Here is a 16382-nt window from a genome sequence, read left to right as displayed (position 1 = left end):
CACGGCTAGGAGGCTGGCGGCCGTCCGGGAGGCTAGCGGCTGTCCAGGAGGGCTTCGGGGCCGAGGTGGCGCAGCGAGGCGTCCAGGACCTGCGCGGTGTGGGCCAGGGCGATCGTCGCGCCGCGGCGGCGGACCGCGGCGGCGACCTGCATGAGGCAGCCGGGGTTCGCGGTGACCAGCAGTTCGGCGCCGGTGGCCAGGACGGCGTCGGCCTTGCGGTCGCCCAGTTCGGCGGCGGGGGCCGGGTTGAGGACGTTCCAGACGCCGGCCGACCCGCAGCAGATCTCCGGGTCCGCGATCGGGCGCAGTTCCAGGCCGGGGATGCCGCGCAGCAGGGCGCGTGGCTGGTCGCGGATGCCCTGCGCGTGCGCGAGATGGCAGGCGTCGTGGTAGGCCACCGTCATCGGCAGCGGGTGACGGCGGGCGGCGGGGCCCAGTTCGGCGAGAAGTTCGGCCAGGTCGCGGACCTTGGCGGTGAAGGCCGCGGCCCGTGACGCGTAGGCCGGGTCGTCGGCGAGGAGTTCGTCGTACTCCTTCAGCGACGACCCGCATCCGGCCGCGTTGACCACGAAATAGTCCATGCCGGTCCGCTCGAACACCTCGATCAGGCGCCGGGCGAACCGCTGCGCCTCGGCCCGGCGCCCGTTGTGCACGCTCAGCGCGCCGCAGCAGCCCTGCTCGGGCGGGATCAGCACCTCACAGCCTTCGGCGGCGAGGACCCGTACCGTCGCGGAATTGACGTCCGGGAAGAACGCCGACTGAACACAACCGGTCAGCATGCCCACCAGTGCGCGGCGGGCGCCGCGGGCCGGCACGCGGGCCGGCGGGCGCGGCACGCCGCGCAGCCGCGGCGCCAGCGATTCCAGGGTGGCCAAGGTCGGCGCGAGACGTCGCAGCAGTCCGGTGCGTGCGGCGAGCTTCTGCAGACCGGACATCCGGTACGCCCGCAGCGGTCCCCGCAGCAGCCGCAGCCGGCGCGGGTACGGGAAGAGCGCGAAGATCGCCGCTCGCAGGGCCCGGTCCCGGGCGCCGCGGGAGTGGCGGCGTTCCACCTGGGCGCGGGTGTCCTCGATGAGCCGGTCGTAGCGGACCCCGGACGGGCAGGCGGTCACGCACGCCATGCATCCGAGGCAGCGGTCGAAGTGGGTGACCATCGAGTCGCTGAGCGGCTCACCGGAGAGGCCCTGGCCGATCAGGTGGATCCGGCCGCGTGGCGAGTCCATCTCCTCGCCCCACAGCACGTAGGTGGGGCACGTCGTCAGGCAGAACCCGCAGTGAACACAATCGGACACCAGATCCGCGCTCGGTGGGTGGTGCCCGTCGAACGCAGGCTCGCCGTGCGTGGTGATGCCGTGCGTGGTGATGCCGTGCGTGGTGATGCCCTGCGCGGTGAAGCCCTGTGGGGTGGTGCTGTTCCCGGCGGCTCGGAGCGCGTCCGCGGGGGGAGTGCCGGTGCCGTGCGTCGCGGTGACGGGCATCGTCCCGTTCTCCGCCGCTCGCAACACATCGGCCCGTGCGGGCTGAGGCGGTGCGGACCGAGGCGGTGCCGGCTGAGGCGGTGCGGGCTGAGGCGGTGCGGACTGGGACGGTGCGGGGTCGGGTCGTGGAGTGCCGTCGGTGCCGGACATCAGATCCCTCCCACGAAGCGGCCGGGCGCGAAACGGTGGCGCGGGTCGAACCGGTCCTTGACCCGGCGCATCAGGTCGAGCCCGGGCACCGGCCCCCACATGTCCAGGCCGTCGCGGATCGCCTCGGGCGCGGTCAGCACGACGGCGTGACCACCGGCCCGGGCCGCCGCCACCCGCAACACCTCGACAGCTCGCAGCGCCTCGTCAGCCCGCAGCGCCTCGTCAGCTCGCAGCGCCTCGGCCGTGTTGTCGGCGGTGCACCCGGCGCCCGCGTAGAGGACTCCGGCTCCGGCCGAGCCGCGGATCGTCAGGCCGGCGTCGACAGCGGCCGCGACCAGCCCGGGGACCCCGGAGAGGACGCTCGTCAGCTTCAGCCCGAGGCCGTCCGCCGTGGGCCACGGCGGGGTGTCCCACCAGGGCGGCGGGACGTCGGTGATCTCGCCGCCGAGCAGGCGGGCCAGCACCGCGGCGCGGTCGCGGACACCGGCGGCGGTGCCTTCGAGCAGCACGGCTGTCTCCGGTGCGGTCCCGGGCCCGGCGTTGATCTCCAGCGCGCTGGGAGCGAACTGGCCGGCTAGCACCTTCGCGGCTTCGGTGGGCGGGGCGGTCGCCCGTACGAAGCAGATCGCGGGAGGGACCGGATGCAACCGGAAGACGCACTCGGTGATCAGGCCGAGCGTGCCCAGGGCGCCGGTGTAGAGCTTGCCCAGGTCGTACCCCGCGACGTTTTTGACGACCTTGCCCCCGGCCCGGGCGACGCGGCCGTCGGGCCGCACCACCGTGATGCCGATCAGCAGGTCGCGGGCCGTGCCGTAGCGCAGCCGGCGCGGGCCGCTCGCGTTCGCCGAGACCGTGCCGCCGGCCGTCGCCGAGGGCGGCGCGTCGAGTGCCAGCTGCTGGCCGGGAAGGCCGTGCAGCTCGGCCATCGGGGTGCCCGCCCGGACCACGGTGATCAGGTCGCCGGCGGCGTGCTCCACGACCCCGGCCAGGCGCCGCGTGTCGATGATCAGGTCGAGTTCGCGTGGGGGCGGGCCGTACTGGAGTTTCGTGCCGCCGCCGCGGATCACCACGGCGAGGTCCCGGGCGGCGGCGATCAGCGCGGCCGCCTCCTCGGTGCTGGCGGGCGCGGCGACGAGCCGGGCGGGCACCCCGCCGACCACGTCGTCGTCGCCGGCCTTGGCCGCGAGATCATCGAGAACGCTCATCAGAAGATCTCCGCCACGCCGGCCACCTGTTGCGGATGCACGCCCTGCCGGCGGCCGGGTCGTTCGCCGCAGAGCCGCGGGGTGGGGAAGATCTTGCCCGGGTTGGCCAGGCCGTCCGGGTCGAAGGCACACCTGACCAGCTGCATCGTGTCCAGATCGGTGTCGTTGAACATGCGCGGCATGTAGCGGGCCTTGTCGACGCCGACGCCGTGTTCGCCGGTGATCGAGCCGTCGTACTCGATGCAGAGGTCGATGATCGCTCCGGAGACGGTCTCGGCGCGCTCGGCCTCGCCGGGCACGCCCGCGTCGAAGAGGACCAGCGGGTGCAGGTTGCCGTCGCCGGCGTGGAAGACGTTGGCGACCCGGACCCCGTGCGACGAGGCCACCTCGTTGATGCGGCGCAGCACCTCGGGCAGCGCGGTCCGCGGGATCACCCCGTCCTGGACGATGTAGTCGGGGCTGATCCGGCCGACCGCGGCGAACGCCGACTTACGGCCCCGCCAGATCAGCTGCCGCTCGGTGTCGTCGGCGGCCACCCGGATCTCGAACGCCCCGAACGTGTCGCACAGGGCGCTGACCTCGGCGAACTGGGCTTCCACCTCAGCGGCCGGGCCGTCCAGCTCGACGATCAGGACCGCGCCCGCCCCGGCCGGGTAACCGCAGTGGACGGCGGCCTCGGCGGCCTCGATGGAGAGGGCGTCCATCATCTCGATGGCGGCCGGCACCACGCCGGCCGCGATGATCGCCGAGGTGGCGGCGCCCGCCTGATCGGTGCCGCGAAAGGCGGCGAGCAGGGTGCGGACGGTCTCCGGCAGTCGGGTCAGTCGCACCGTCACCTCCGTCGCGACACCCAGCGTGCCCTCCGAGCCGACGAACGCGCCGAGCAGGTCGTACCCGGGGGTGTCGGGCGCGGCGCCGCCGAGCCGGACCAGGTCACCGTCGGGCGTGACGACCTCCAGACCGGTCACGTGGTTGGTGGTGAACCCGTACTTGAGGCAGTGGGCGCCGCCCGAGTTCTCCGCCACGTTGCCGCCGATCGAGCAGATCTGCTGGCTCGACGGGTCGGGCGCGTAGTAGTAGCCGTACGGCGTGGCGGCCTTGGTGACCTGCAGGTTGATCACTCCCGGCTGGACCACGGCACGCTCGTCGGCCGGCCGCGTCCCGACGATCTCGCGCAGCTGGGAGGTGACGATCAGGACGCCGTCGGCGTGCGGCAGCGCCCCACCGGAGAGGCCGGTGCCGGAGCCGCGGGCCACGAACGGGACCTTCGCCCCGGCACACGCGCGGACGACGGCGGCAACCTGGGCCGCGGTGCGGGGGAGAGTGACCAGGGCGGGGATGACCTTGTAGTTGGCCAGGCCGTCGCACTCGTACGTCCGCAGCTGTTGCCGGTCGGTGAGCACCTGGTCCGGACTCAGCTCGGAGCGCAGCCGCACGGCCAGCGCATCGATCCCGCTCATGGTGGACCTCCTCGGCGACACTGCCTGGAGCCACGCTAACCGTGATCGGCGCCGCGCGCGACGGGCACGCGACGGACACACGACCGGGCAGCAGCCGGTGCCGCCGCCGGGACGTCTGACAGGATGGCCGGATGTTCCTGACCGCCAGACCCCTCCGCGCCGTAGTGGGCGCCACCTGCGCCCTGGTGATGGCGGCCGGGTGCAGTTCCTCCGACGACGGCGGCCCCGAGGAGGGGCTGATCACCGTCACCACCATGCGCGGAGCGTTCCTGCAGCCCGCCGACATCGGCCCGGCCTGGGCCGCACCGCAGCAGAGCGCCGACCCGCAGCAGATGGTCAGCTTCTGCGGCGGAACCAGCACCCCGCCACAGGTGCCGCCCGGCGCCGAGATCGTCTCGTCGGCCGCCGCCGACGAGGGCGAGAAGGGCGCGCAGACACTGCAGCAGACCGCGCTCGTCTACGCCGACGCGGCCAGCGCCGAGGCCGGGCTCGGCCTGTTGCGGACGGTGGCCGGGCAGTGCGCGCCGTCGACGGACGTGCCCGCGACCGTGACCGCCGACCGCAACGAGCCCGCCTACCAGGAGAACGTCGAGGTCCGTGACCTGGCCGAGGGCGCCTGGTCCGGGTTCGTGATCATTCGGCACAAGTTGTACGAGTCGGCGCACCCCGGCACCGCGGACACCGCCGTGGCCGTGCTGCGCACCCGTAACGTGGTGCTGGTCGACACCTACGCCATCTACCGGCTCGACAACGCGAGCGCCTCCCCGAGCTTCGAGACCGACTGGCGGCGCCTCGTCGGATCCGTCGTGCAGCGCGTGGGCTAGCCGCCCGTTGATCACCAGCCCGTGAGCCGACGGCTCACGGGCTGTCGGCTCGTGGGCCGGCGGCGGTGGGCCGTTTGAGGCGAGGTCGAAATCCGGTTGACGGCTGGGATGGACAGCCGGACGAACGTCGTCTAATGTTCGCGGTGCGCCGTTGCGAGTTCTTCCCCCGTGGAATTCGCAGCGGCGACCTTATTTTCCGCCGTGAACCGTCCCGGCAGCCGCCTCCGGCAACTCGATCAGCAGCAGCCCTCTTGTCGACCGACAACCCTGTCCGGGCTCGGTGCGCAATGGTGCGCGGAGAGAGCGTGTACCGATCACGCTTCTCCGCGCCGGTGTGGAAAAAGCCACGGCACTGTTAACTATTCACTCGGGTCGTGCTTAGCCTTACGAATCCCAGGGCAGGAACTGATACCCGCCGCGGATTCTTAACCGGAGGTATGGGCATGAAGTTCGTGTACGACTTTGCCGAAGGCAACAAGGACCTCAAGGACCTCCTGGGAGGCAAGGGCGCCAACCTCGCGGAGATGACCAACCTGGGCCTGCCCGTGCCCCCCGGCTTCACCATCACCACCGAAGCGTGCAAGCAGTACCTGCACAACGGCACCCACGTCGAAGGACTCGCCGCCGAGATCGACGAGCACCTCGCCGCGCTCGAGACGAAGATGGGGCGCCGCCTCGGTGACCCGGGCGACCCGCTTCTCGTCTCGGTGCGCTCCGGCGCGAAGTTCTCCATGCCCGGCATGATGGAGACCGTCCTCAACGTGGGGCTCAACGACGCGTCGGTGGCCGGCCTCTCCCGGCAGGCCGGCGGCAACGACCGGTTCGCGTGGGACTCGTACCGGCGGCTGATCCAGATGTTCGGCAAGACCGTGTGCGACGTTCCCGGCCACGAGTTCGAGGACGCGCTGCACGACGCCAAGGTCGCCAAGGGCGTCAAGGACGACGTGCAGCTGGACGCCGACGACCTGCGGGCGCTGGTCACCGCGTACAAGAACGTGTTCGTCAAGCACACCGGCCACGAGTTCCCGCAGGACCCGCGCGAGCAGCTCGACCTCGCCGTCGAGGCGGTCTTCCGGTCCTGGAACGCCGACCGTGCCGTCCTCTACCGCCGGCAGGAACGCATCCCGACCGACCTCGGCACCGCCGTCAACGTGGTCGCCATGGTCTTCGGCAACCTCGGCTCCGACTCCGGCACCGGCGTCGCCTTCACCCGCGACCCGGCCACCGGCGAGCAGGGCGTCTACGGCGACTACCTGTCCAACGCCCAGGGTGAGGACGTGGTCGCCGGCATCCGCAACACGCTGCCGCTGGCCGACCTGGAAGGGCTCGACAAGAAGTCGTACGACGAGCTCATGCAGATCATGGCCACCCTGGAAGGCCACTACCGGGACCTGTGCGACATCGAGTTCACCATCGAACGCGGCAAACTGTGGATGCTGCAGACCCGCGTCGGCAAGCGCACCGCGGCCGCCGCGTTCACCATCGCCGCCCAGCTCGTCGACGAAGGCGTCATCGACATCGACGAGGCGCTCACCCGGGTCACCGGCGCCCAGCTCGCCCAGTTGATGTTCCCCCGCTTCGACCTCGCCTCCGACCCGGCGTCGCTCACCCGCGGTGTCGGCGCCTCCCCGGGCGCCGCGTACGGGCAGGTCGTCTTCACCTCCCAGCGCGCCGTCGAGGTCGCCGCCGAGGGCAAGCCGGTCATCCTGGTCCGGCGCGAGACCAACCCCGACGACCTGCCCGGCATGATCGCCGCCAACGGCATCCTCACCAGCCGCGGCGGCAAGACGTCACACGCCGCCGTCGTCGCCCGCGGCATGGGCAAGACCTGCGTCTGCGGGGCCGACGAGATGGAGGTCGGCCGTGACTTCTTCACGATCGGCTCGCAGACGGTCCGCGAGGGCGACACCATCTCCGTCGACGGCACCACCGGCCGCGTCTACCTCGGCGAGGTCCCGGTGCGGCCCAGCGAGGTCGTGCAGTACTTCGAGGGCGACCTCGACCCGCTGCGCGCCAACGACCCGCTGGTCGCCGCCGTGCACCGGATCATCACGCACGCCGACGAGAAGCGGCGCCTGTACGTGCGGACCAACGCCGACACCGGCGCCGACGCCGCACGCGCGCGACGGTTCGGCGCCCAGGGCATCGGCCTGTGCCGGACCGAGCACATGTTCCTCGGCGACCGCCGTGAACTGGTCGAACGGCTCATCCTGGCGCGCAGCGAGACGGAACGCAACGAGGCCCTGGCCGCCCTCCAGCCGCTGCAGCGGGCCGACTTCCTGGAGATCTTCCGGGAGATGAACGGCCTGCCCGTCACGGTGCGGCTCATCGACCCGCCGCTGCACGAGTTCCTGCCGTCGCTGGAAGAGCTGGCGGTCAAGGTCGCGGTCGCGCACGAGCACGGCCGCAACGTCGAGCACGACGAGCAACTGCTGGCCGCGGTACGGCGCATGCACGAGCAGAACCCGATGCTGGGCCTGCGGGGCGTACGCCTCGGACTGGTCATTCCCGGTCTGTTCGCGATGCAGGTCCGTGCGATCGCCGAGGCCGCGGTGGCCCTCGCCGCGGAAGGCGGCAAGCCGCGCCCGGAGATCATGGTCCCGCTGGTCGGGGCCGTGCAGGAGCTGGAGACCGTCCGCGCCGAAGCCGAGAAGATCATCGCGTCGACCGTCGGCGACTCGGGCGTCGACATCCTGATCGGCACCATGATCGAGGTGCCGCGGGCGGCGCTCACCGCCGGGCAGATCGCCGAGGCCGCCGAGTTCTTCTCCTTCGGCACCAACGACCTCACCCAGATGGCCTGGGGCTTCTCCCGCGACGACGTCGAAGGCGCGTTCTTCTGGCGTTACCTGGAACTCGGGATCTTCGGCATCTCCCCGTTCGAGTCCATCGACGCCGACGGCGTCGGCCGCCTCGTCCGCATCGCCGCGGAGGAAGGCCGTGCCGCCCGGCCCGGCCTCAAACTCGGCGTCTGCGGGGAGCACGGCGGCGACCCCGACTCCGTGCACTTCTTCCACGAGGTCGGCCTGGACTACGTCTCCTGCTCGCCGTTCCGGGTGCCGATCGCCCGCCTCGAGGCCGGTCGCGCGGCGGTCACCTCCGAGGGCTCCGACCACCGCTGACCGCACTTGGCGTCAAGCGGCGATCGTGATGCGGGGACCACCCGGAGAGGTGGTCACCGCATCACGATTCTGTCGAGGGAGATTGTCGGCAGGCGTAGGCGCCGTCGACCACCGGTGGTGGGTCCGCGCCGGGTGGGGCCGCGCAGGTGAAGGCCCGGACCACGGCGTCGTGCAGGGCGTGGGCCACCCGGGGGCCGGAAGCGGCGAGCAGCTCGGCGGCGGCGTGCTCCAGCATGGCCGCGGCGACCGGCCAGTCCGCCAGGGCGGCGGCACTCAGCCGGCGGGCGGCCTCCTCGGGACGGTGGCGGAACAGCAGCGCGGAGAGGTCGGGCCACGGCTCGTCGGGGCCGTCCAGCAGCGGGCCGGGATCGGCGTAACCGGCGTCGGCCAGGATCAGCAGGGCCTCGCGGTCGTCGTGGACGGTGGCGTCGGCGCGGACGCGGCCGGCCAGGGCGGCGACTATCGGGCTGTCCGCGTTCTGGCGGACGATCTCGGCATAGGCCGGAAGGCGCTCCGGGTCGAGCGGGGCGGAAACCGGCTCGGGGGTGAGGTCGTCGGCGCTGAGCCGGCGGGCACGGACGGTCCGGGCGGTGATCCGGGCGTGCAGGCGGTAGACCGGATCGTCGACGGGAAGCTCGGCGCCGCCGAGGACCTGCTCGTTCGCCGAGATGACGGCGGTGACGATCGGACCGGCGCCGGCCGGGTCGCGGCGGGCCTCGTCGTGCGCGCGGGCCGACTCGGGCACGGGACGGCGCCCGGCCAGACGATCGGCGGTGTAGGCGTGAGAGCCGTGACAGGCGTAGGCGCCGCGGTAGACGCCGTCGAGCCCCGGCAGGCCGGTGAGCAGCGCAGAACCCACGTCGGCGGCGAACGGGAGCACACCGATCGCGGCGTCGAACCGGGCCCGGTGGTCGGGCCGCAGATAGGCCAGCACGTCGCTGTCGTGCTCGGTGCGGTGGCCCGGCCAGCACCAGGACGGCATGCGGATGAGCAGCTGGCGCTGCCTGGTCCAGGCGTGCGCCTCGCCGTCGAGGTCGTGGGCCTCCCGGGCGGCCTCGACCAGCGCGCAGTCGGCGGCGACGGCCTCGCCCGGGGTCTCGATCAGGGCGGCCAGGGCGGTCGCCGCCCGGCGGTCGGTGGGAGCCAGGAGGATGACGAACGTGCGGAGGAGCCGGGCCAGCGAGTGCGGGTTGCCGGGCAGCGGCGCGGGCGGGAGCAGCGCCCGCAGCATGCCGGCCGGCGTGAGGTAGAGATGCCGGTGGGTGTGCCGCGCCCACCTGCTGCGTAGTTCCCCCAGGTAGACCTCGTGCTCCTCGCCGGCGGCGACCGCGCCGGCCGGCGAGTAGGGCGGCGACGGCGGCGTCACGGGGCCGGTCAGCCGCGCGCGGAGCACGCTCAGGTGCAGGATGCGCGGAAGGTCGGCGCCGGTGGACAGCGCTTCGGCCAGGGCCCGGTCGACGAGCCGGAGGAACGGGCCGTCGCTGCCGGAACGGGCCCGGAGCGACAGCCGCAGGCCGCGGTCGAGCGCCGTGACGCCGGGATCGCCGGTCGTCCCCATCATCCCCCCTCGATCGAACCTGGTCGCTGCGCCGGATGCTACCGGCGGGGTGCGACATCGGCCGCCCCGTGGCGCCACGAGCGGGTGGATCGTGGGACATCCGGCCGACAATGTCGGAGGGCGGGTCTAACGTGGCGAGGGGACGGTGTCAACGACGACGACGGAGGAATCTCATGGCGTCCCTGCTCAACCCCTACCTGACGTTCAACGGCAAGGCGCGCGAGGCCGTCGAGTTCTATCACTCGGTCTTCGGTGGCGAGCTCAAGGTCAACACGTTCGGCGAGTTCGGCGCCCCCGATCCGGCCACGGCCGGCCTGGTGATGCACGCCCAGCTGGAGACGCCGCAGGGCTACACCCTGATGGCGTCCGACTGCCCGCCCGGCATGGAGTACAAGCCCGGCGAGAACATCACCGTCAGCCTGAGCGGCGACGACGGTGACACCCTGCGCGGCGCGTGGGAGAAGCTGGCCGCCGGCGGGCAGGTGCGGATGCCGTTGGAGAAGCAGGTGTGGGGCGACGAGTTCGGTCAGCTCGTGGACCGGTTCGGCATTCCGTGGATGGTCAACATCACCGGGCGATAACGGGCAGGGGCGGGCGCCGGCCGGCTCCCGCCCGCGCCTTGCGGAACCACGATGTCGCGCCCCGTATGACGAGCCTCGTGGTGCTCACGCTCCGGGGCTGACTGTCCGAAGAGGGTGATGCTTAGAATCCTCGCGAAATCAGCATCGGGCGGGCCGGGGGGCCTCGCGCGCCGCGGCGACGATGCTGGCGAGGGGGAGAGCTACGTGACGGTCGAACGACCGGTCCGTGAGTGGAACGGCCTGGTCATTCCGGAGCCAGGGGTCTACACACTGGACGAAGCCCACAAGCGCATCGGATTCGTCGCACAGCACATGATGGTCAGCCCGATCCGGGGCGAGTTCGCCGAGGGCTCGGCGAGGATCACGGTGGCGGCGGACCCGCTGCGTTCGTCGGTGAGCGCGACCATCCGCGCGCGCAGCATCAACACGCACAATCCGGAGCGGGACGCGCACCTGTCCAGCCCGGACTTCCTCGACGTGGACCGTTTCCCGACGCTGGAATATCGCAGCAGCAGCCTCGTCTGGGAGTCCGACAGCGACCCCATCTTCCACTGGGCGCGGCTGCGCAACAATCCGCTCGGCCGCCGAGGGACGGCAGCCGACCTACCGCCCGCGGCGACCCGGGCATCCGGCCGGTTCGTCCTCAAGGGCTATCTGACGGTCAAGGGCGTGACCCGGCCGATCGACATGCAGATGGAGTTCGGCGGGGCCCGGCGTGATCTGTACGCGCGGGACATCTTCGGGTTCAGCGCGACCGCCGAACTGGACCGGGAGGATTACGGCCTGGTCTGGAACGTGCTGTTGGAAGCCGGCGGCGTCCTGGTCGGCAAGAAGATCCACATCGAGATCGCCGGCGAGGCCATCCGCGAGTCCTGACGGCTGTCCACACCGCACCCCGACACCCGCACCCGGCACCCGCACCCGGCACCCGCATCCCGCTGGGCGCGCCGCCGGCGGGCCGTCGCCCAGGCACGTCCTCGGCGGGCCGAGGGACGTCTGGGCGACGGCTTGCCGGGTTGTCAGTCCTCGTAGGGGACGTCGTCGTAGAAGTCGGGCTCGGGTGGCAACGGCACATCGTCGTCGCCGCTCCAGGACGGTGTGGAGGCTGAGCGGGCGGGCCTCGGCACCGAGGCGCGGGGAGACGCCGCAGGCGGATCGGCGGCGGCATCGCCCGAGGCCCCGGCACCCGCACCGGAGGTGGCCGGCTCGCCACGGACCGTCGCCAGGACGTCGGCGCCGAACTTGGTCAGTTTCGACTGGCCGACGCCGCTCACCGTGCCCAACTGGTCGAGGCTTGCCGGAGCGAGCGCGGCGATGGCCCGCAGCGTCGCGTCGTGGAAGATCACGTATGCGGGGACGCTCTGCTCCTTGGCCGTCGCCCCACGCCACGCCCGCAGGCGTTCGAAGAGCGCGGCGCCTTCGGGGGACAGATCAGCGGCGGGTGCCGCGGCGGAGCTGCCACGGGAGCTGGTGCGGGCCGTCCGCGGGGTGGCGACCTCCCGCCGCATCAGCAGTTTGCGCTCGCCGCGCAGCACCTCGCCGCTGCGATCGGTGAGCGTCAGAGTGCCGTGCTCGCCCTCGACCGACAGGAAGCCGCCGGCCAGAAGTTGCCGCACGACGCCGCGCCACTCGGCTTCCTTGAGGTCGGCGCCGATGCCGAAGACGGTGAGCTCGTCGTGCCGGAACCGGCTGACCTTGTCGGTGCGTTTGCCGAGCAGGATGTCGATGGACTGACCGGCCCCGAACTTCTGGTTGCGCTCCTTCTGCAGGCGGAACACCGTGGACAGCAGTTTCTGCGCGGGCACGGTCCCGTCCCACGACTCCGGCGGCGACAGGCAGGTGTCGCAGTTGCCACACGTCTCGGGGACGGAGGTCTGGCCGAAGTACTCCAGGATCTGGGCCCGCCGGCAGGTGACGCTCTCGCAGAGCGCCAGCATGGCGTCGAGGTGCCGGCCGGCGTTGCGCCGGAACGTCAGGTCACCCTCGGAGCTGTCGATCATCTTGCGCTGCTGGACCACGTCCTGCAGCCCGTACGCCAGCCAGGCCGTCGACGGCAGCCCGTCGCGCCCGGCCCGGCCGGTCTCCTGGTAGTACCCCTCGACCGATTTCGGCAGGTCCAGGTGGGCGACGAACCGCACGTCGGGCTTGTCGATGCCCATGCCGAAGGCGATCGTCGCGACCATGACGAGGCCGTCCTCGCGCAGGAACCGGGACTGGTTGGCGGCGCGGGTCCGCGAGTCGAGGCCGGCGTGGTAGGGCAGCGCGGGAATCCCGTGCTCCGACAGGAACTCGGCGTGTTTCTCCACCGACGCCCGGGACAGGCAGTAGACGATGCCGGAGTCGCCGGCGTGCTCGGTGCGCAGCAGGTCGAGAAGCTGCTTGGCCGGGCTGTTCTTGCCGACGATGCGGTATTGGATGTTGGGCCGGTCGAAGCTGGCGGTGAAGTGGCGGGCGTCGGTGAGCCGCAGCCGGGTGGCGATCTCGTCGCGGGTGGCCGGGGTGGCGGTGGCGGTCAGCGCGATCCGCGGCACGTCGGGCCAGCGCTCGTGCAGCATCGACAGCGACAGGTAGTCGGGCCGGAAGTCGTGGCCCCACTGCGCCACGCAGTGCGCCTCGTCGATCGCGAACAGCGAGATCTTCCCCCGGTCGAGGAGCCGCTGCACCCCGGCCGTGCCGAGGCCCTCCGGTGCGACGTAGAGCAGGTCGAGCTCACCGGCGACGAACTCGGCCTCGACCAGGCGGCGCTCGTCGTAGTCCTGCGAGGAGTTGAGGAAGCCGGCCCGCACACCGAGGGTGCGCAGCGCGTCGACCTGGTCCTGCATGAGGGCGATCAGTGGCGAGATGACCACGCCGGTGCCCGGCCGGACCAGCGCCGGGATCTGGTAGCAGAGCGACTTGCCGCCACCGGTCGGCATCAGCACCAGGGCGTCGCCGCCGGCGATCACGTGCTCGACGATGTCGCCCTGCTGGCCGCGGAACGACGGGTAGCCGAAGACCCGGTTGAGGGCGTCGACGGCGCTGGACACGGGTTGAGGGGGAGCCGAAGTCACCTGGCGAGTCTAGAGAGCCGAGCCGATGATCGGATTCACCCTGTGGATGACGGCAAACCTGTGGATGACGGCAAACCTGTGGATGACGGGAGGCCTGCGGATGACGGCAGACTGACCGATGACGGGAGATCCGGGGATGACGGGAGACCGACCAGGTCGAGAATGCGCCGGGCCGGGCTGCCGGACACCGCGATCAGCGTCAGCGGCGCCTTCTCGATCAGGTGCTGGGCGGCCACCTCGTGCAGCGCCGACACTCCGGCGCTGGCCAGGTGGCTGACACCGGACAGGTCGACGGTCATCGGCACGGTTCCGCCGCGGCTGCGGCGGAACAGTTCCGCGCGTACCTCCGCCGCTGACGCCGCGTCGACCGGCCCGTCCAGCCGGATCCGGGCCTCGTCGTCGCCGGGAAGTTCCGTGATCGTCATGTCGCCGGCGTGCGGCGGCGTCCGCACCGATTCGCTCCCCACCATCTCGCCTCCCACCGATTCGGCGAAGCTGGCCAGCAGCCGTGCCGGCCGGAGCAGCGGGTGCCGCATGGTGGCGACGGTCCCGTCGACGCCCGGTTCCACCCGCAGGCTCTGCACCAACTGGGCGGTGAGCGCCAGACCCCTTCCGCGGGTCGGCTGCCGTTCCGGGACCCGCCAGCCGCCGTGGTCGGTGATGGTCGCCTCGACCAGCCCGGAGGCCAGCAACCGGGCACGGATCTCGATGACGTCGCGGCCGAAGTCGCCGCCGAACGCGTGCTCCATCGCGTTGGTGGCCAGCTCGCCGATCGCGTGCTGGATCACGAAGACGTCCTCGTCGGCGGCGCCCGCGGCGGCCAGCCAGGCGGCGATCTCGAGGCGGGAGCCGCGCAGGGCGACCGGCTCCGCCGGCAGATTCAACATCATCTCCGGTACGGCCGGAACACGCTGAGCCGCCAGCAGGGTGATGTCGTCGGCGTGCCCGCCGGAGCGGACGAGCAGTTCGAGGGTTTGCGTGCAGACCCGTTCCGCTGCCGTCGCGGAGGGGTCGTGCAGGGCCCGCCCGGCCGCCGCGTCCGTGGCCACCTGGGCGAGCTCCGCGGCGGCGTCCGGGCCGGCGCCCGGCCGTTCCAGGATCCCGTCGGTGTAGAGCAGCAGGGTCTCACCGGGCCGGAGAAGGTCCGTCCGCACCGGGAAGGAGCCGCCGGTGCCGAGCGGCGTGCCCCGCGTGCCCTCCAGATAGCGGGCAGTGCCCAGGCCCGCACTGCCCAGACCCGCACCGTCCAGGCCCGATGCCGGGATGATCAGCGGCGGCGGATGCCCGGCCGTGCAGTACGACAGCTCCCCGGTCCCCGGGTCCAGCATCACCACGTTGACCGTCGCCGCGTACGCCGCGCGCACCCGCCCGGCCAGCCGGTCCGCCGCGTTCAGCGCCTCGGTGATGCTCGCCCCGGCGTCGAGCCGCTCCTGAAGGACGGCCCGGAGCTGCCCCATCACCCCCGACGCGGTCACCCCGTGCCCGACCACGTCGCCGACCATCAGCGCGATCCGCCCGTCGGGGGTGGTGACCGCGTCGTACCAGTCCCCGCCGGCCTGGGTGCCGGCGTCGGCGAGCAGGTAGCCGGCCGCCACCTGGAGGCCGGGCAGCACCGGCAGCCCGACCGGCAGCAGTTCCCGCTGGAGCGCGTTGACCACGTCGCGGCTCTGCTCGTAGCGGCGGCGCTGCCGGTCCGCTTCGGCGACCGCCGCCTGCCGTTCGAGGGCCAGGTCGGTGACGTCGAACGCGGCCCCGATCACCCCGCGCAGGCTGCCGTCGGCGTGATGCCACGGGACGAGCGCGAACGTCGCGAACATCTCGCCGACAGAGCCGTCCGGCTGGTTCAGGTGAACCCGCCACTGTTTGCCGCTGATCGGCTCCCCGGTCCGGTACACCTCGTAGAAGGCGTCCACGAACTGCTGCCCGGACAGGTCGCTGAGCACGTCGCGGATCGCCCGGCCCAGCACATCCCGGCCGGGCAGCACCGCCCGGGTGGCCGCGTTGTAGGCGCGCACCACCAGGTCCGGCCCTTCACCCACGATGACGATGAAAGGCAGCTGATCGACTGCCGACGCCATCGCTTGCTGGTCGCCCGCCTGCTGGTCGCCGGCTTCCGGTATGTCCACGCCCGTCACCATGCCATCGTGCCGGACCGGTCGGCAGAAGGCGCCGAACGTCACTCGGCCAGGGGCAGATCGATCGTGTGAGCGGTATGAGAAGCCTTCACGCTCAGGTAGCGCACGTTGGCCGCGGACAGGTGCACACCGGTCGGGATCCGCTGGGTCACGTCGATGCCGAGCGCGGCGAGCTGGCCGGCTTTGTCCGGGTTGTTGCTGAGCAGCCGGATCCGGTCCACGCCGAGGGCGAGCAGCATCTGCGCGGCCGCGGTGTAGTCGCGCTCGTCCTCGCCCCGGCCCAGCGCCACGTTCGCCTGATAGGTGTCGAGGCCGTCGTCCTGCAGGGCGTAGGCGTCGAGTTTGGCGTACAGGCCGATGCCACGGCCCTCCTGCCGCAGGTAGAGCAGGAATCCGCCCTGGTCGGCGATCCGCTCCACCGCCTCGCGCAACTGCGGGCCGCAGTCGCAGCGCTGGCTGCCGAAGACGTCGCCGGTCAGGCACTCGCTGTGCGGCCGGACCAGCGGAGCCCGGCCACCGGCCGCCGACTTGGTCAGCGCCCGCTGCCAGTCACCGAGGCCTAGGGCGAGATGCTCCTTCCCGTCGGCGAGCCCGTCGAATGTCATCACCCGAGCACTGGTCGCGTAGCCGTCGGGGAACCGCAGCGGTACGGTCACCTGCCGCCGCATGGTGGCCTTGGTGACGGTCATCGGCATGGCCGGGGCTTCGAACATCGGTCCTCCTCGTTTGGTTCCGCCGTACTCGGCGCGCCGGTGATGCACTGCCCAGAGACCGGCCCCCGCACACGGGGATTATGGTGAGGTCCGATTCCTGGAGGCG

11 protein-coding genes are annotated in these 16382 nt (G+C 72.1%); 4 read left to right on the top strand and 7 right to left on the bottom strand.

Going from position 1 to position 16382, the window contains the following annotated elements; genetic code table 11:
* Positions 1-32: 32 nt before the first annotated feature.
* The 3 genes from QLQ12_RS19190 to QLQ12_RS19180 all read right to left on the bottom strand — a co-directional run bounded on the left by QLQ12_RS19190 (position 33) and on the right by QLQ12_RS19180 (position 4293).
* Positions 33-1478 carry a (Fe-S)-binding protein gene (locus QLQ12_RS19190; RefSeq protein ID WP_282761575.1) on the bottom strand — a complete coding sequence of 482 codons (1446 nt, stop codon included), beginning with the start codon at positions 1476-1478 and terminating at the stop codon, positions 33-35.
* A 149-nt stretch (positions 1479-1627) separates the two neighbouring features.
* Positions 1628-2833, bottom strand: coding sequence for an FAD-binding oxidoreductase (locus QLQ12_RS19185; RefSeq protein ID WP_282761574.1), 1206 nt, complete (start codon positions 2831-2833; stop codon positions 1628-1630).
* On the bottom strand, positions 2833-4293 hold the full coding sequence (locus QLQ12_RS19180) for an FAD-linked oxidase C-terminal domain-containing protein (protein ID WP_282761573.1): 1461 nt from the start codon (positions 4291-4293) through the stop codon (positions 2833-2835). Before QLQ12_RS19180 ends, QLQ12_RS19185 begins: the two co-directional genes overlap by 1 nt.
* Positions 4294-4424: 131 nt before the next feature.
* Here QLQ12_RS19180 and QLQ12_RS19175 point away from each other — a divergent pair, with 131 nt between their 5' ends.
* The gene (locus tag QLQ12_RS19175) at positions 4425-5117 is read left to right on the top strand and encodes a hypothetical protein (protein ID WP_282761572.1); all 693 of its coding nucleotides are present in this window, start codon (positions 4425-4427) and stop codon (positions 5115-5117) included.
* Positions 5118-5560: 443 nt separating this feature from the next.
* Positions 5561-8239 carry a pyruvate, phosphate dikinase gene (gene ppdK, locus QLQ12_RS19170; RefSeq protein WP_282761571.1) on the top strand — a complete coding sequence of 893 codons (2679 nt, stop codon included), beginning with the start codon at positions 5561-5563 and terminating at the stop codon, positions 8237-8239.
* A 61-nt stretch (positions 8240-8300) separates the two neighbouring features.
* Here ppdK and QLQ12_RS19165 read toward each other — a convergent pair whose 3' ends face one another.
* Positions 8301-9800, bottom strand: a complete 1500-nt coding sequence (locus QLQ12_RS19165) for a hypothetical protein (protein ID WP_282761570.1) — start codon at positions 9798-9800, stop codon at positions 8301-8303.
* A 170-nt stretch (positions 9801-9970) separates the two neighbouring features.
* On the opposite strand from QLQ12_RS19165, the gene QLQ12_RS19160 reads away from it, so the two are divergent.
* Together QLQ12_RS19160 and QLQ12_RS19155 are read left to right on the top strand one after the other, a co-directional pair.
* A complete protein-coding gene (locus QLQ12_RS19160) occupies positions 9971-10378 on the top strand; it encodes a VOC family protein (RefSeq protein ID WP_282761569.1) in 408 nt (135 codons plus the stop codon).
* Positions 10379-10582: 204 nt separating this feature from the next.
* Entirely contained in the window at positions 10583-11254 is a 672-nt protein-coding gene (locus QLQ12_RS19155) for a YceI family protein (RefSeq protein ID WP_282761568.1), read from the top strand.
* A 143-nt stretch (positions 11255-11397) separates the two neighbouring features.
* Here QLQ12_RS19155 and recQ read toward each other — a convergent pair whose 3' ends face one another.
* From recQ to QLQ12_RS19140, 3 genes are read right to left on the bottom strand one after another with little or no spacing between them, the layout of a single operon-like run.
* Positions 11398-13428, bottom strand: a complete 2031-nt coding sequence (gene recQ, locus QLQ12_RS19150; protein WP_282761567.1) for a DNA helicase RecQ — start codon at positions 13426-13428, stop codon at positions 11398-11400.
* A gap of 35 nt (positions 13429-13463) precedes the next feature.
* The gene (locus QLQ12_RS19145; protein ID WP_282761566.1) at positions 13464-15554 is read right to left on the bottom strand and encodes a SpoIIE family protein phosphatase; all 2091 of its coding nucleotides are present in this window, start codon (positions 15552-15554) and stop codon (positions 13464-13466) included.
* A 50-nt stretch (positions 15555-15604) separates the two neighbouring features.
* On the bottom strand, positions 15605-16258 hold the full coding sequence (locus QLQ12_RS19140) for a GTP cyclohydrolase II (protein ID WP_282761781.1): 654 nt from the start codon (positions 16256-16258) through the stop codon (positions 15605-15607).
* Positions 16259-16382 lie beyond the last annotated feature (124 nt).

Source organism: Actinoplanes sandaracinus, assembly GCF_030009775.1.
GTDB lineage: Bacteria > Actinomycetota > Actinomycetes > Mycobacteriales > Micromonosporaceae > Actinoplanes > Actinoplanes sandaracinus.
The sequence above is the reverse complement of the archived record's forward strand: the minus strand, read 5'-3'. Positions and strand labels throughout refer to the sequence as shown.

What these genes read in the sequence shown, in the direction of transcription:
- QLQ12_RS19185 (WP_282761574.1), bottom strand. Translation starts at nt 2,833, where the DNA reads ATGAGCGTTCTCGATGATCTCGCGGCCAAGGCCGGCGACGACGACGTG.
- QLQ12_RS19160 (WP_282761569.1), top strand. Translation starts at nt 9,971, where the DNA reads ATGGCGTCCCTGCTCAACCCCTACCTGACGTTCAACGGCAAGGCGCGC.
- QLQ12_RS19190 (WP_282761575.1), bottom strand. Translation starts at nt 1,478, where the DNA reads ATGCCCGTCACCGCGACGCACGGCACCGGCACTCCCCCCGCGGACGCG.
- QLQ12_RS19165 (WP_282761570.1), bottom strand. Translation starts at nt 9,800, where the DNA reads ATGATGGGGACGACCGGCGATCCCGGCGTCACGGCGCTCGACCGCGGC.
- QLQ12_RS19175 (WP_282761572.1), top strand. Translation starts at nt 4,425, where the DNA reads ATGTTCCTGACCGCCAGACCCCTCCGCGCCGTAGTGGGCGCCACCTGC.
- QLQ12_RS19140 (WP_282761781.1), bottom strand. Translation starts at nt 16,258, where the DNA reads ATGCCGATGACCGTCACCAAGGCCACCATGCGGCGGCAGGTGACCGTA.
- ppdK (WP_282761571.1), top strand. Translation starts at nt 5,561, where the DNA reads ATGAAGTTCGTGTACGACTTTGCCGAAGGCAACAAGGACCTCAAGGAC.
- QLQ12_RS19180 (WP_282761573.1), bottom strand. Translation starts at nt 4,293, where the DNA reads ATGAGCGGGATCGATGCGCTGGCCGTGCGGCTGCGCTCCGAGCTGAGT.